The organism is Bifidobacterium miconisargentati (genome assembly GCF_019331675.1).
In the GTDB taxonomy this organism is placed as follows: Bacteria; Actinomycetota; Actinomycetes; order Actinomycetales; family Bifidobacteriaceae; genus Bifidobacterium; species Bifidobacterium miconisargentati.
On record NZ_JAHBBJ010000011.1, the window covers coordinates 70,484 to 83,668 of the forward strand.

General features: G+C 65.2%; 13 protein-coding genes. 1 reads left to right on the forward strand and 12 read right to left on the reverse strand.

Translation table 11 applies throughout. The annotated features are described in order from the left end of the window. Positions 1–26 precede the first annotated feature (26 nt). Complete coding sequence (locus KIH81_RS07910) at positions 27–1,673, reverse strand: bifunctional shikimate kinase/3-dehydroquinate synthase (RefSeq protein ID WP_214304869.1); 1,647 nt, start codon at positions 1,671–1,673, stop codon at positions 27–29. A gap of 2 nt (positions 1,674–1,675) precedes the next feature. Further along, entirely contained in the window at positions 1,676–2,863 is a 1,188-nt protein-coding gene (aroC, locus tag KIH81_RS07915) for a chorismate synthase (protein ID WP_214304870.1), read from the reverse strand. Between the two features lie 49 nt (positions 2,864–2,912). Between aroC and KIH81_RS07920 the strand changes: the two genes are divergently transcribed. Then, the gene (locus KIH81_RS07920) at positions 2,913–3,383 is read left to right on the forward strand and encodes a prepilin peptidase (protein ID WP_214304871.1); all 471 of its coding nucleotides are present in this window, start codon (positions 2,913–2,915) and stop codon (positions 3,381–3,383) included. A gap of 135 nt (positions 3,384–3,518) precedes the next feature. Here the strand turns inward: KIH81_RS07920 and mltG are convergent, their stop codons facing one another. From mltG to KIH81_RS07970, 10 genes are all read right to left on the reverse strand, one after another. Further along, entirely contained in the window at positions 3,519–4,706 is a 1,188-nt protein-coding gene (gene mltG / locus KIH81_RS07925) for an endolytic transglycosylase MltG (protein WP_214304872.1), read from the reverse strand. 12 nt (positions 4,707–4,718) lie between these two features. After that, positions 4,719–5,174, reverse strand: a complete 456-nt coding sequence (ruvX, locus tag KIH81_RS07930; RefSeq protein ID WP_109056456.1) for a Holliday junction resolvase RuvX — start codon at positions 5,172–5,174, stop codon at positions 4,719–4,721. A 10-nt stretch (positions 5,175–5,184) separates the two neighbouring features. Continuing rightward, positions 5,185–7,866 (reverse strand): alanine--tRNA ligase, encoded by a 2,682-nt coding sequence (gene alaS / locus KIH81_RS07935; protein WP_214304873.1) that lies wholly within the window; start codon positions 7,864–7,866, stop codon positions 5,185–5,187. A 144-nt stretch (positions 7,867–8,010) separates the two neighbouring features. After that, positions 8,011–8,247, reverse strand: a complete 237-nt coding sequence (locus KIH81_RS07940) for a hypothetical protein (RefSeq protein ID WP_109056454.1) — start codon at positions 8,245–8,247, stop codon at positions 8,011–8,013. After that, positions 8,247–8,645, reverse strand: coding sequence for a DUF948 domain-containing protein (locus KIH81_RS07945; protein ID WP_214304874.1), 399 nt, complete (start codon positions 8,643–8,645; stop codon positions 8,247–8,249). Before KIH81_RS07945 ends, KIH81_RS07940 begins: the two co-directional genes overlap by 1 nt. 207 nt (positions 8,646–8,852) lie before the next feature. After that, a complete protein-coding gene (locus KIH81_RS07950; protein WP_214304875.1) occupies positions 8,853–9,527 on the reverse strand; it encodes a histidine phosphatase family protein in 675 nt (224 codons plus the stop codon). Between the two features lie 144 nt (positions 9,528–9,671). Then, the gene (gene rpsD / locus KIH81_RS07955) at positions 9,672–10,298 is read right to left on the reverse strand and encodes a 30S ribosomal protein S4 (RefSeq protein ID WP_109056451.1); all 627 of its coding nucleotides are present in this window, start codon (positions 10,296–10,298) and stop codon (positions 9,672–9,674) included. A 204-nt stretch (positions 10,299–10,502) separates the two neighbouring features. Further along, positions 10,503–11,315 (reverse strand): ABC transporter ATP-binding protein, encoded by an 813-nt coding sequence (locus KIH81_RS07960; protein ID WP_214304876.1) that lies wholly within the window; start codon positions 11,313–11,315, stop codon positions 10,503–10,505. Between the two features lies 1 nt (position 11,316). Next, positions 11,317–12,477: an ABC transporter permease gene (locus tag KIH81_RS07965; protein WP_214304895.1), complete on the reverse strand. Its 1,161-nt coding sequence runs from the start codon at positions 12,475–12,477 to the stop codon at positions 11,317–11,319. A gap of 70 nt (positions 12,478–12,547) precedes the next feature. Beyond that, complete coding sequence (locus KIH81_RS07970) at positions 12,548–12,949, reverse strand: DUF4418 family protein (protein WP_214304877.1); 402 nt, start codon at positions 12,947–12,949, stop codon at positions 12,548–12,550. Positions 12,950–13,185 lie beyond the last annotated feature (236 nt).

Genomic DNA, 13,185 nt, shown 5'->3' on the forward strand with positions numbered 1-13,185 from the left:
GCTCCTTTACCCGATGAGATTTCGTACTAGTGCTGGATGCGGCGGAACGCCTCTTCCACGGCGTCGGCGGGCGGGTTGTCGAGATGCACCACATGGCCGATCGAGTCGAGGACCACGAAGCGCAGCTGGTTGCCTCGGGCCTTCTTGTCGCGGTGCATGAGCGCCAGCACGTCGTCGAACGAGCCGCCGTTCCACGAGGTCGGCAGTCCCAGGGAGGACAGCAACGAACGGTGGTAATCAACCAGATCCTGATCGATGTAGCCCAGGATATGGGCCAGTTCGGCCGCGTACACCATGCCCACGGCCACCGCGTTGCCGTGGCGCCAGCGGAAGTGCTCGAGTTTTTCGATGGCGTGGCCCAACGTGTGCCCGTAGTTGAGGAACTCGCGCAGGCCCTTCTCCTTCAAATCGGAGGAAACGTGATGCGCCTTGACGGTGACCGTGCGCTCGATGAGCTCGGAGACCACGTCCTCCAAAGGCGAGCCAAGGAACGAGGATCCGTCGAAGCCTCGCAGTTCGTCGGCATGGGACTCCAAGATCGTCAGGATTTCCGGGTCGCCGATGAAGCCGGACTTCGCCACTTCGCCAAGGCCCTCGATGAAGATGTCGTTGGGCAGCGTGGCCAGCGTCTTGGTGTCCGCCAGCACGCCGGCCGGCGTGTAGAACGAACCGACCAGGTTCTTGCCCTGCGGGGTGTTGATGCCGGTCTTGCCGCCGGTGGAGGCGTCCACCATGGCCAGCAGCGAAGTGGGGCAGTTCACGTAGCGCACGCCACGCATCCATGTGGCGGCCACGAATCCGGCCAGGTCGGTGGCCGCGCCGCCGCCCAGTCCCACCACGGCGTCGGAACGGGTGAAGCCCTCGTTGCCGAGTCGTTCCCAGATGCCGTTGGCCACGGTGATGGTCTTGCCGGCCTCGGCGTCCGGAATCACGATTTCAGAGACCTCATAGCCGCCCTGGCGCAGCAGCGCGCGGGCACGGTCGGAGTGACGCTGCACGGACTGCGTGTGGATCAGCGCAATCTTGTGGGGCTTGTTGCCCAGCACCTCGACCAGATGGTTCATGGCGCCTTCGCCGATGGCCACATCGTAGGGTTCGATGGCAGCACCGGTGACGTGGACCGTTCTCTCTGCAACCATATCAATCACTTTCTTGGCGGCGCCCTGCGGCGTGAGGCCGCGGGTGCGCACATGGACGTTGGCGACCCTGCGGAATACGGGGTCGCGTTCCTTGAACAGTTTCTTCCAGCGGGCGTTGCCGTCGCCGTTGAGCATGGGCCGGCCGCCACCGCGGTTCGCACGTTCCATGGCCTCGGCCGGGTCGGCGTCCAAGTACACCACGCGCCCGCCCTGGTCGATGTACCGGGCCAGCGCGTCCTGGGTGGAGGGCGTCATCGGGGCGCCGCCGCCGAGGGAGAAGATGCCTTCGAAGTCCTCGAGGTAGTCGGCGATGAGCTCCGCCTCGACCTTACGGAATGCGCGTTCGCCGTACTTCTCGAAGTAGGCGGGGATCTTCATGCCCACCTCGCGCTCGATCTCGATGTCGGCGTCGGCGAACGGGATCCTGATCATGTGGGCGATCTCCTTGCCCACACGGGTCTTGCCGGCGCCCATCATGCCGATGATGACGGCGTGCGGTCGGCGGTTGCGATGCGTCGTCTTGCGTGCTGCCATGTTCAGCGCATGTGCTCCGGCCAGGAGGCGAGGTACGCCTCGAGGTTGCGGTGGGTCTCTTCCACGCTGTCGCCGCCGAACTTGTCCAGCGCATACTTGGCGAGGGTGAGGCGCACCATGGCCTCGGCCACCACGGCGGCGGCGGGCACGGCGGTCGAATCCGAACGCTGGTTGATGGCCTGCGCGGCCTCGCCGGTCAGGACGTCCACCGTGCGCAGGGCCTTCGGAATGGAGGGAATCGGCTTCATGGCGCCGCGCACGCGGATCACCTGGCCGTTGGACATGCCGCCTTCGATGCCGCCGGCGCGGTTGGACAGACGGTCGATGCGGCCGTCAGAGTTGACAACGATCTCGTCATGCGCCTGGGAGCCGGGGCGAGCGGCCTCCAGGAAGCCGTCGCCGATCTCCACGCCCTTGAACGCCTGGATGCCCATGATGGCGGAGGCCAGCGCCGCGTCCAGACGGCGGTCGGATTCCACGTAGGTGCCGATGCCGGCGGGCACGCCGTAGGCCAGTACCTCGACCACGCCGCCCAGCGTGTCGGCGGCCTTCTTGGCCTCGTCGATGCGTTCGATGATGCGCTGTTCGCCTTCCTTGTCCAGCGTGCGCACCGGGGAGGCGTCCAGCGCCTCAAGGTCGTCCGGAGTGGGCAGCGGCAGGTCGGGGTTCGTCTGCACGCCGCCGAGCGCCACCACATGGGATACGGTGCGGATGCCGAACACCTGCTCCAGGAACTGTCGGGCGACTTCGCCCAGGGCCACACGGGATGCGGTCTCACGGGCGCTGGAACGCTCGAGCACCGGGCGGGCGTCGTCGAAACCGTACTTGCGCATACCGGTCAGGTCGGCATGGCCCGGACGCGGACGGGACAGCGGGGCGTTACGGCCTTCGCGCGGCAGGTCGTGGTCGAGCGCGTCGGCGCTCATCACTTCGGTCCACTTGGGCCATTCGGTGTTGGCGATCTCGATGGCCACCGGGGAGCCGAGCGTCAGACCATGACGGACGCCGGTGAGCAGACGCACCTTGTCCTGCTCGAACTTCATGCGCGCGCCACGGCCGTATCCCAGACGGCGACGGGCCAGTGCCGAGACGATGTCGTCCGTGCTGATGCGGATGCCGGCGGGCAGTCCCTCGATCATGGCCACCAGGGCCTCTCCGTGCGACTCCCCTGCCGTCTGCCAGCGCAACATAGCTCTCCCTCGTTTCTTCGTTTCGGATACTAGGGGTTAATGTTAAGCCATGCCATACCTGTTCACGCTGCCCGGTCTGCTATGTGGGCTCGCGCTGTCCTTCGAGGATGTGCGCCGCCGTCGTGTGCCTCTGCCGTGGGTGGCGGTAGGCGCGTTGGCGCAGATCATCGCCGATTTCGTGTACGGGGTGGTCGCCAATGACCTGTTCGCGCTGTTGCAGGCGCTGCTGTTCACCGTGCTGTGCTGTCTGGTTCAGTTCGCGCTGGCGCTGATCGTGCCGAAGTCGCTGGGATTCGGCGATGTGACGGCCATGGTGCCGATGGGACTGGCGGTGGGACTGCTGGGCCTGGTTGCGGTGGTCGTCTGGTGGCTGGCGATGGGCGTCGCCGGGCTGATATGGATCGCGCTGTGGACCAGGTTCGATCCGCAGCGCGGTACGGGGTATGCCGGCAAGGTGCCGTATGTGCCGGCGATATTGATGGGTGCGATTATCGCGATTGCGTTGACGGCTCTTGGGTAACGGTTCCTCTGGCTCCTCCCCGGAAAGCGACGTCATTACGGCTGAGGGGAGCGCCGCGACAATCCGCGATGCTCCCCTCGGTCAACTTCGCTGACGGCTCCGCCGTCGCAGGGCCCTTGTCGCCCAACGAGTCATTTACTGGTTATCGGCCTGCCACTGGCGTAGTTGGGCGACGTTCTTGTCGTGTTCCTCGGCGGTGGTGGCGAATTTGGTCTCGCCGGTGTCGAGGTTGACCGTGCAGAAGTACAGCCAGTCGCCTTCCTCCGGGTTCATGGCGGCCTTGATGGCCGTGTCGCCGGGGTTGCTGATCGGCGTGGGCGGCAGTCCCGCGATCTGGTACGTGTTGTACGGGTTGGAGTCGTCCTGCGTCATGGCGGTGGTTACCTGCGAGGGCTTCACGTTGTTGCCGTAGGCCACGGTCGAGTCCATGCCCAGGTTCATGCCCTGTTCGAGTCGGTTCTCGATCACGCGCGTCACCTTGGCGTAGTAGTCGGACTTGTTGACCTCCGCTTCGGCGATGGAGGCGATGATCATCACCCGTTCGCGGTCCTTGCCGGTGGGGACGCCGAGGTCGTCCAACTTGGCGATGCGCTTGTCGACCATGGCCTTGAGCACGGCGGACGCGCTCTTCATGGATTTGACGTTGTACGTGCCCGGCTCGAACCAGCCTTCGAAGCTGCCGTTCGCCTCCGCGGGCAGGATGTCCTTGCCCTTGTTCTTGACGATGGCGTCAAACTCGCTCTGGTCGATGCCGGTGAGCGACGCCGCCGCCTCGATCACGTCGGCGGAACGTTCGCCCGGCCGCACCTCGAGGAAGCCGGCCGCCTGCTTGGAATCGGACAGGATATCGACCACGGAGGAGGCGGACATGTGCTTCTTCAACGTGAAGGTGCCCGGGTAGAGCGTGGTGCCGTTGGCGCTGACCAGTGAGGTGAAGGCGGCCGCGGATTTGATGACGTCCGCCTCGACCAGGTTCTGCGCGATCTCGGCCGCGCCCTGCCCGTCATCCACTGTGAAATCGACCTCGCCGTAACCGGGACCCGGATAGTCGGCGGCCACGGCGGTGTTCTGGGAACGGCTGTCGCGCCAGGACATCAGTTTGGTGACGCCGAAGTACCCGGCGCCGACGATCACGGCGATGACGACCAGTGCGGCGATGATGCCGCTGACGCGCTTGCGCCTGCGCTGGGCGCGCCGCTTGCGCATCTCCTTGCGTGACTTCGGCGGCTTGGGCGGTTCGGAGGCGTTGCCTGACGGCGCCGCCGCGCCCTGTTCGACCCAGTGGGTGTTCTCGTCAAAGAAATCATGGAAATCATCGGACATGGAACCGGTACCTCACTGTCCCTTTGCTCGGTCGAGCGCCGTCTGCAAAATCACCACTGCCGACTGCTGGTCAACCACCGGCCTATGCCTGTTCGATGCGCGATTCGCCTCGAACAACTGACGATGCGCGCTGACCGTCGTCAGCCTCTCGTCCACCAATGATACCTGCGGAATCTGGTGCTCTTCTTCCTCATCCTCTGCCTGCGCGAGCAGCCTTTTCTCCAGATTGGCCGCCCATCGACGCGCCTTCTTGGCGCTTTTGCCTTCGGTGCCGTCCATCTGCAACGGCAATCCGACCACGATGTGGGTCACCTGTTCGTCCTCGATGACGTCCAGTACTTCGTCGATGGCAAAGAAGTAGTCGCCGGCAACATGAATGTTCCCGGCGGGGTGTGCGAAGGTAAGCTCCGGGTCGGACAATGCGAGTCCGACCCGGGCATTACCCAAATCAACGCCTAGCCAAACCAATGGGCTTCTCTCAGGCCTTGATCGCCTCGTGCTTCAGCGCTTCGAGCGCCTCGTCGATCTTGGAGGCATCGGCGCCGCCGCCCTGGGCGAAGTCCGGCTTGCCGCCGCCACCGCCGCCGAGGATCTTGGAGGCTCCACGGACCAGGTCGCCGGCCTTGATGCCGGCCTTGCGGGCGGCCTCGTTGGTGGCCACGGCGACCATCGGCTTGTCGTCCTCGGACACACCGGCAAGGGCCACCACCACGGGGGCGTCCTCGCCGAGCTGGCCGCGCACGTCGAGCACGGTCTTGCGCAGGGCATCGAAGGAGCCAAAGTGGCCCACATTCTTGACGGCGGTCTTGACCGGGGCGGCGGAGTCCTTGGCGGAAGCCACCAGCGCCGGCACGGTGGCGGCGAGCTGGCTCTCGTACATGGCGGCCAGGCGACGATCGGATTCCTTGAGCTTGGCGAGCAGCGTGTTGATGCGCTCGGCGAGCTCGTCCGGACGGGCGTTGAGCTTGTCGGACAGCTGGGAGACCAGCGCGTGCTCACGCGCGTTGAAGTCGTAGGCGCCCTGGCCCACGACGGCGTCCACACGACGCACGCCCTGGCCGATGGAGGCCTCGGACAGGATGTTGACCATGCCGATCTTGCCGACGTGGTCGACGTGGGTGCCGCCGCACAGCTCGCGGCTCCAGCCATCCTCGCCGATGGAGACCACGCGCACGATGTCACCGTACTTCTCGCCGAACAGGTGCATGGCGCCCAGGGCGATGGCGTCGTCGAACTTCATCTCCTTGGTGGTCACGGCCAGGTTGTCGCGCAGCTTGTCGTTGACGCGCTCCTCCACGGCGGAGATCACGGACTTGGCCGGGGCCTTGGACCACTGGAAGTCGAAGCGCAGACGGTTCGGGGCGTCCTCGGAACCGCGCTGGGTGGCCTGCGGGCCGAGCTCCTCGCGCAGCGCCTTGTGCACCATGTGCGTGGCGGTGTGGGAGCGGGCGATGGCACCACGGCGGTTCAGGTCGATGTTGGCGTTGACCTCGGCGCCGACGACCAGCGTGCCCTCGGTCAGACGGCACTGGTGGACGATGAGGTCCTTGATGGGCTTCTGCACATCGTCCACTTCGAGCACGGCACCGTCGTCGGACAGGATTTCGCCCTGGTCGGCGAGCTGGCCGCCGGCCTCCGCGTAGAACGGGGTGCGGTCGAGGATGACCTCGATGTTGGCCGGGCCGGTGACGGCCGGCACGGAGCCCTTGCCCTCCTGCATGATGCCGATGACCTTGGCACGGGCGGACATGTCCGTGTAGCCCAGGAAGTCGATCGGCTTGGCGAGGGTCTTCTTGAAGTCGTCGTAGACGGACAGGTCCACGTTGTGGCGCTTCTTCAGGGCGTCGGCGCGGGCGCGGGACTTCTGCTCGGCCATGAGCTCGCGGAACTTGGCCTCGTCCACCTTCACGCCCTGCTCGGCGGCCATCTCGAGGGTGAGCTCGATCGGGAAGCCGTAGGTGTCGTGCAGCTTGAAGGCGTCCTCGCCGGTCACGGTGGGCTCGGCGGAATCGGCCTTGGCCTTGTTCACGGCCACGTCGAGGATCGTGGTGCCGGTCTCCAGCGTGCGGCGGAAGGCGTCCTCCTCGCCGTACGCGGACTCGGACACCTCGTGGAAGGTGTCGTTGAGCTCCGGGTAGCTGGGTTCCATGGCGGCCTTGGAGGTCGGGAACAGGGTGGGCAGCACCGGATCGGTCACGCCGAGCATGCGCATGGAGCGCACGGTGCGGCGCAGCAGGCGGCGCAGCACGTAGCCGCGGCCCACGTTGGAGGGGCGCACGCCGTCGGACATGATCATCAGGGCGGAGCGCACGTGGTCGGCCACCACGCGGAAGCGCACGTCGGCGTCCTCGTTCTCGCCGTACTTGAGGCCGGAGAGCTTTTCGGCGGCCTCGATGACCGGGAAGACCTCGTCGGTCTCGTAGATGTTGTTCTTGCCCTGCATCAGGTAGGCGAGACGCTCCAGGCCGGCACCGGTATCGATGTTCTTGTTCTCGAGTTCGCCCACGATGTGCAGGTCGGTCTTGGACTTGACGTTGTCCACCTCGTAGTTCTCGAACACGAGGTCCCAGATCTCGATGTAGCGGTTCTCGTCGGCGATCGGGCCGCCTTCCTTGCCGAACTCGGGGCCACGGTCGACGTAGATCTCGGAGCAGGGGCCGCCGGGGCCGGGGCCGCCGGTGGTCCAGAAGTTGTCTTCCATGCCCATCTTCTGGATGTGTTCGGGGTCGACGCCCTCGTTGATCCACAGGGAACGGGCCTCATCGTCGTCGGTGAAGGTGGTCATCCACAGCTTCTCCGGGTCGAAGCCGTAGCCGCCCTCGCTCTGCGGGGTGGTCAGCAGCTCCCAGGCGTAGTGGATGGCCTCCTCCTTGAAGTAGTCGCCGAAGGAGAAGTTGCCGAGCATCTGGAAGAAGGTGCCGTGACGGGTGGTCTTGCCGACCTCGTCGATATCGAGCGTACGCACGCACTTCTGGTTGGAGGCCATGCGGTGCTTCGGCGGGGTCTGCTCGCCCATGAGGTACGGGATGAACGGCACCATGCCGGCGATGGTGAACAGCGTGGTGGGGTTCGGGGAAATCAGGGATGCCGAGGGCACGACCAGGTGGTCATGCTTGGCGAAATAGTCGAGATATCGCTTGGCGATGTCCGCAGTGCGCATGGGCGGATGAACTCCTTGTTGGTGTTTCGGGCGCGGGAACGCCCCTGTCTGATGGAAAGAAAGATAAACGGGAAAAGTCCGGTTCTGTTATGGGATGCGATTCGCCTCGCCGCTTCGGTTCCCCGCGGCGGGGCCGTGCGCGTGTCAGTTGGCGCGCTCGATGTACTGACGGTTGAGCTCAGCCTCGCGGGCTCGGCGCGTGGCGTTGAACTCGTTGACCAGACCTTCGAGGGTTTTCAGAGGCACGTTGTCCTGGTCCGGGCCGAGCAGGAACTGCCGCGCCTTGTCCGGGGTGTTGGCCTTGACGTAGGCCTGGGCCTTGGTGACGGCGGCGACGCCGATGGCCACGCCGACACCGATCCAGAAGATGCGTTTGAACATCACTCCCCCTTCTTGGCGGCGCCGTCGGCCGCCTCGCCCGCCGCCTTGCCGGCGACGAAGGACTGGGCGGTGGACTTGAGCGCGTACGCCGCGGAGGCGATCTTGATGACGGGCTTGCCGAGGAAGGAGCCGTACAGGTCGGTCAGGGCGCCCACGTTGTTGGCGGTGGTCGAGGCCGCGGCGGAGATGCGGTTGACGTCCTCAAGCGACTTGTTGACCTGCTTGACGGTGGTCACGCCCTCGTCCAGCGCGGGGATGGCGTGCTCGCCGGACTCCTTGACGGTCTGCGAGATCTGGTCGAACATCTTACCCAACCGGATCAGCGGATAGATCATGAACCCGGCCAACACTGCGAACGCGATGGCCGCGATCAGGCCAGCGATCTCTCCGACTCCCATTTTGCCTCCTTGAGGTCACATTTACTCGGACAAGGGTAGCACTCCGGGCCTATTTCTCATGTTGCCCCGCCCTGAAGCCCCGGAAAAACCGGATTCGAGACACCGCGTTCAGACGACGCCAGGCTCGGAATGAGCCAGAACGCATCAGCACAATGCCCCGGAAACGCCGGAAGAGACCGCCGTCGCCCGGACGAGAATCCGCCCCGCTCAGCGACCGTAGGAGACGATGGTGATGGCCTGGTCGAACGGTTTGTCCGTGTCGAAATCGATCACGGTCACCGATCCGTTGGCAGGTCGTTCGCTCAGATCCAGATCGGAACCGCCGAACCGGTGGCCGAGGCTCAGCAGGGTATTGCCGTGGGAAATCTGGAGCACATCATCGCCATCCTTGAGTGCGGGATTGGATGCGATGAGACGGAACGCCCTTTCGACGCGCGTCCAGTATTCAGCGTCCGATTCCGCATCGTGGAACGGATCGGCTTCCTTGAGGAAGTCGCGGGTGGCGGCGAGACCGAACTTGGCGACGATGTCGTTGTAGTTCTTCGCGCCGTGGGGGCCGCCCGCAGCGGTCCAGGCCAGGGACATGTCCTGGCCTTCGAAGTAGCCATAGCACTGCTCGCGGAAGTGCATGTCCGCGACGAGTTCGGGACGACGGTGCCCCGCGGCCTCATTGATGTCGAGGATTCGTTTTGCGGTGATTTCGGCACGGGAGGTGTCCGAGCAGTAGGCCGCGGCGAAGTCGAATGTTTCGAGCTTGTGCCCGGCCTTGTCCGCGTCGGCGAGGCCGGATTCGGTCAGCGGCGCGTTGCACCATCCCTGAAGCCGGTTGTACTTGTTGAATATGGTCTGCCCGTGACGGACCAGATGAAGATGCAGGATCATGCGTTCCATGCTACATGGAGTTGGCCGCCTGCGCGCCCTGTACCGTCCCATGCCTCCACAACGCAGGAACCCCGCGACCCATGAAGGGAGCGCGGGGTTCGAGCGGTATGTCCTGGAATTGTATATTGACCAGAGGGGCCCGGATCAGCGGGCGTAGAATTCGACCACGTACTGGATGTTGACCTGCACCGGGATCTCTTCGACCTCGGGCTTGCGGGTCAGGGTGGCCTTCAGGGAGGCGAGGTTCACGTCGAGGTAGCCGGGGACCGCGGGCAGCACGTCACGGTGCACGCCCTCGGCGGCGATCTGGAACGGAACCATGGTCTGGCTCTTGGCCTTCACCTGGATGGTCTGGCCGGGCTTGACGCGGTAGGACGGGCGATCCACGATGTTGCCGTCAACGAGGATGTGACGGTGCACCACGAACTGGCGGGCCTGGGCGGTGGTACGGGCGAAGCCGGAACGCAGCACCAGGTTGTCGAGGCGGACCTCGAGATCGGCCAGCATGGCGTTACCGGTCTGGCCGGCGGTGCGGGTGGCCTGATCGTAGGCGCGACGCAGCTGCTTCTCGGACACGCCGTACTGGGCGCGCAGACGCTGCTTCTCGCGCAGACGCACGGCGTAATCGGACTCGGTGCGACGGCGGGTACGGCCGTGCTCACCAGGAGCGTACGGACGCTTTTCGAAGATGCGCTGAGCCTTGGGGGTCAGTGCGATGCCGAGGGCGCGGGAAAGGCGCACCTGACGGCGGGAACGCTGAACGTTCGTCATTTGGATTGTTCCTTCTGTCGTTATCTGAACGGAACGCCCGGTTTCCGAATGGATTCCAGACGCTGAGCCGGGCCTCTCCAACGCTTCCTCGTGATCGCTCACGAACGGCCGGCGTCCTTGCGATCGCCTGCCGCCGACCCGTTGATGGGCTAGGGCTCCAGATGGCTTCTGCCATGCGGCAGACACCAGCGAGCTATTTTACACTCAGGCCATGGACAGCACACCGGCGTCCATGCGGTACACCGTGTCCGCCCAGGCGAGAGCGTCGGGATCGTGGGTGACCATGAGCACCGCGGTGCCGGCGTCCGCCCGTTCGCGCAGCAGGCGCATGACAAGGTCCGTGCTGGTCTGGTCAAGGTCGCCCGTCGGTTCGTCCGCGATGAGCAGCTTCGGCGTGTTCATCAACGCGCGGGCGATGGAGACGCGGCGCATTTCGCCGCCGGACAGTTCGCGCGGATAGCTGTCCGCAAGGTCGGCCACATCGAGGCGTTCGAGCAACGTGCGGGCGCGTTGTTCCGCCTGTTCCGAGGCAACGTCCCCGGAGCCCGACGGCGTGTTGCCGTACAGGGTGGACGGCAGCATCACGTTGTCCAGCACCGTCAGGTTGGCGAGCAGGGTCTGGCTTTGGGTGACGAATCCGATGGTCCGGTTGCGCAGCAGCGACAGTTCCCTGTCCCCCAGTCCGGCCACGTTTCTCCCATCGACGACCGCAACGCCCGACGTGGGACGCACGAGGCCGGCGACCATGTTGATGAGCGTGCTTTTGCCGTTGCCGGAACGTCCCACGATGGCGACGAATTCGCCGGGCATGATGGCGAGGTTCACATGGCTCACGGCGTCGAATGGCGCGCCGCGACGGGTGAAGGTGCGGGTCAGGTCCTTGAGTTCGACCAGCGGTGCCGGTTGCGCGGCTGCGGTCCGGGACTCATGGGCAATGGCGCCGGCAACGGAATCGGTCGTATCGTCATCCATGGCTCCGGTCACGGTTCCGTTCATGGCTTCGATGGATCCGGTCATGTCACTCCCCTTCCCGCAAGGTCAGGTACGCTTCGGGACGGCCGATGCGGGCGAGCACGGACAGCGAGCCGATGACGCCGATCGCCACCGAGCAGATCACGGCCAGGCCCATGACGGCGAGCACAGCCGGCCACGGGGCCTGCAGGTACGGCAGCTGGAGCTGGCGGCCGATCAGCGCGCTGAAGGGGAAGATGGCCAGCGAGGCCAGGCCCACGCCGAGGATGCCTCCGCCAAGGCCTATCAGCGCCGATTCGCGCAGGAGGATGCCGGCCAGCATGCCGCGCGTGGCGCCCAGGATGCGCAGCGAGGCGAATTCGCGTTTGCGTTCGTTGACCGAAGAGGCGAATACGGCCAACAGCACAATCACGCCCATCACCCAGATGGCCGCCACGAACACGGCCAGGTAGGTCACCAGCGCGTTGAGCGCGGTTTTGGTGGTGGCGGTGATGCCGCCCGGATACACGTAGCCCAAATCGGAGAAGGTCGGGTCGAGACGCTGGATGTTCATGGCCACGGTCTGCGCGTCGTATCCCTCAGCCACCTTGACGAGCACGGTGGAGACGGCCTTGTCCGCGTATTCGGCGGGCATGACTCGCTTGGCGACTTTGGCCGAGGCATCCACCATGTCGGGCACGGTGTCGAGGTTGATGAATACGGAGTTGTCGAGGCTGGTGCCGGTGTTGGCAAGCTGGGCCACGACCGGCCATGTGCGACCGTAGAGTTCCACGGTGCCGTCGACGGAGACGTTGACGTTCGCGCCGGCGATCATCTGTCCGTCCTCCAGCGTGCCGTCGAACTGGGAGGCCACCCATGGCTCGATGACGAAATCGGTGGCGGGGTCGTAGCCGATGATCTGCAGTTTCTCGGCGCAGCAGGCGGCGGCGAGCGAGGCGATGTAGGTCTGCTCGCTGGCCTGTTCGATGCCGTCCGCCTGTTCGACCTTGGCGGCGATGTCCTTAGTGAAGTAGAACGTGCTGGGGCTGCCGTCGGTCAGAAGCGCTTCGGCCTTCTGGGTCGTGTTCTGCGGCACCACCATGAGGTCGGCGCCGAGGCGGCGTTCCATGCTGGTCATGCCGGTGTTGAGGTTCATGGTGAGCATGGTGCCGCCGAAGAAGGCCAACGCCAGGATGGTCACCACGGCGAGCAGGGCTCCGGTACGCATGGGCCGCCCTGCAAGGTTGCGGGCGGCCAGTGCGCGCAGTGCGGTGCGCGGGGATGTGCGTACGGTCACGTCAGGCACGCTTGGGGGCACGGGTGTCCAGCCAGATGGCCACGGCAGCGAACACGATGGTGAGCACGCCGAGCACGATGAGGGTGGGCAGCATCACCATGCGGCAGTGCATCATAGCGCCCTTGCAGATGCCGATGAGTACGGTGGGCACGGCGAACAGCAGCAGGGCGTCGGCGATGGCCGCGATGTTGAGGCCCACGCGGATCTTGGGCTCAGCGAACAGCGCCACGACGCCGAGCGCGAGGATCACCACGCCGATGCCGGTGGCGGCCTGCTGCGAATAATGGCAGGCCGGCATCATGCCGTCGTGGGCGCCGCAGGCGTGGGCGAAGGTCTGGGGTGCGATGGCGGTCAGCGCGCCGAGCACGATGTTGGGCAGCGAGGCAAACAGCTTGTTCTTCATAGTCTCTTCCGATAGGCCCTTTACGGGCGACAAACACAACGTTCCGCATTATGCCCATGAAGGAATCGGAAAAACAAGTCTTGTATTTACCGACTTCTTATGCTACGGCAAGGCTTTTCTTAGCTACCCTCTCTCTCCCTGAAGGAAGCCGCTGAATAAAGTGAGGGTGAAGGGATTGACGGCTTGGACCGGGTGCTCCCCCTCGGTCAGCTTCGCTGACAGCTCCCCTCAGAGAG

Bases quoted from the DNA above. Each gene is read 5' to 3' on its own strand.
- rpsD (WP_109056451.1), bottom strand. From the start codon at position 10,298: ATGACGAACGTTCAGCGTTCCCGCCGTCAGGTGCGCCTTTCCCGCGCC.
- KIH81_RS07940 (WP_109056454.1), bottom strand. From the start codon at position 8,247: ATGTTCAAACGCATCTTCTGGATCGGTGTCGGCGTGGCCATCGGCGTC.
- alaS (WP_214304873.1), bottom strand. From the start codon at position 7,866: ATGCGCACTGCGGACATCGCCAAGCGATATCTCGACTATTTCGCCAAG.
- KIH81_RS07945 (WP_214304874.1), bottom strand. From the start codon at position 8,645: ATGGGAGTCGGAGAGATCGCTGGCCTGATCGCGGCCATCGCGTTCGCA.
- KIH81_RS07970 (WP_214304877.1), bottom strand. From the start codon at position 12,949: ATGAAGAACAAGCTGTTTGCCTCGCTGCCCAACATCGTGCTCGGCGCG.
- KIH81_RS07965 (WP_214304895.1), bottom strand. From the start codon at position 12,477: ATGCGTACCGGAGCCCTGCTCGCCGTGGTGACCATCCTGGCGTTGGCC.
- mltG (WP_214304872.1), bottom strand. From the start codon at position 4,706: ATGTCCGATGATTTCCATGATTTCTTTGACGAGAACACCCACTGGGTC.
- KIH81_RS07960 (WP_214304876.1), bottom strand. From the start codon at position 11,315: ATGACCGGATCCATCGAAGCCATGAACGGAACCGTGACCGGAGCCATG.
- KIH81_RS07950 (WP_214304875.1), bottom strand. From the start codon at position 9,527: ATGATCCTGCATCTTCATCTGGTCCGTCACGGGCAGACCATATTCAAC.
- KIH81_RS07910 (WP_214304869.1), bottom strand. From the start codon at position 1,673: ATGGCAGCACGCAAGACGACGCATCGCAACCGCCGACCGCACGCCGTC.
- KIH81_RS07920 (WP_214304871.1), top strand. From the start codon at position 2,913: ATGCCATACCTGTTCACGCTGCCCGGTCTGCTATGTGGGCTCGCGCTG.
- aroC (WP_214304870.1), bottom strand. From the start codon at position 2,863: ATGTTGCGCTGGCAGACGGCAGGGGAGTCGCACGGAGAGGCCCTGGTG.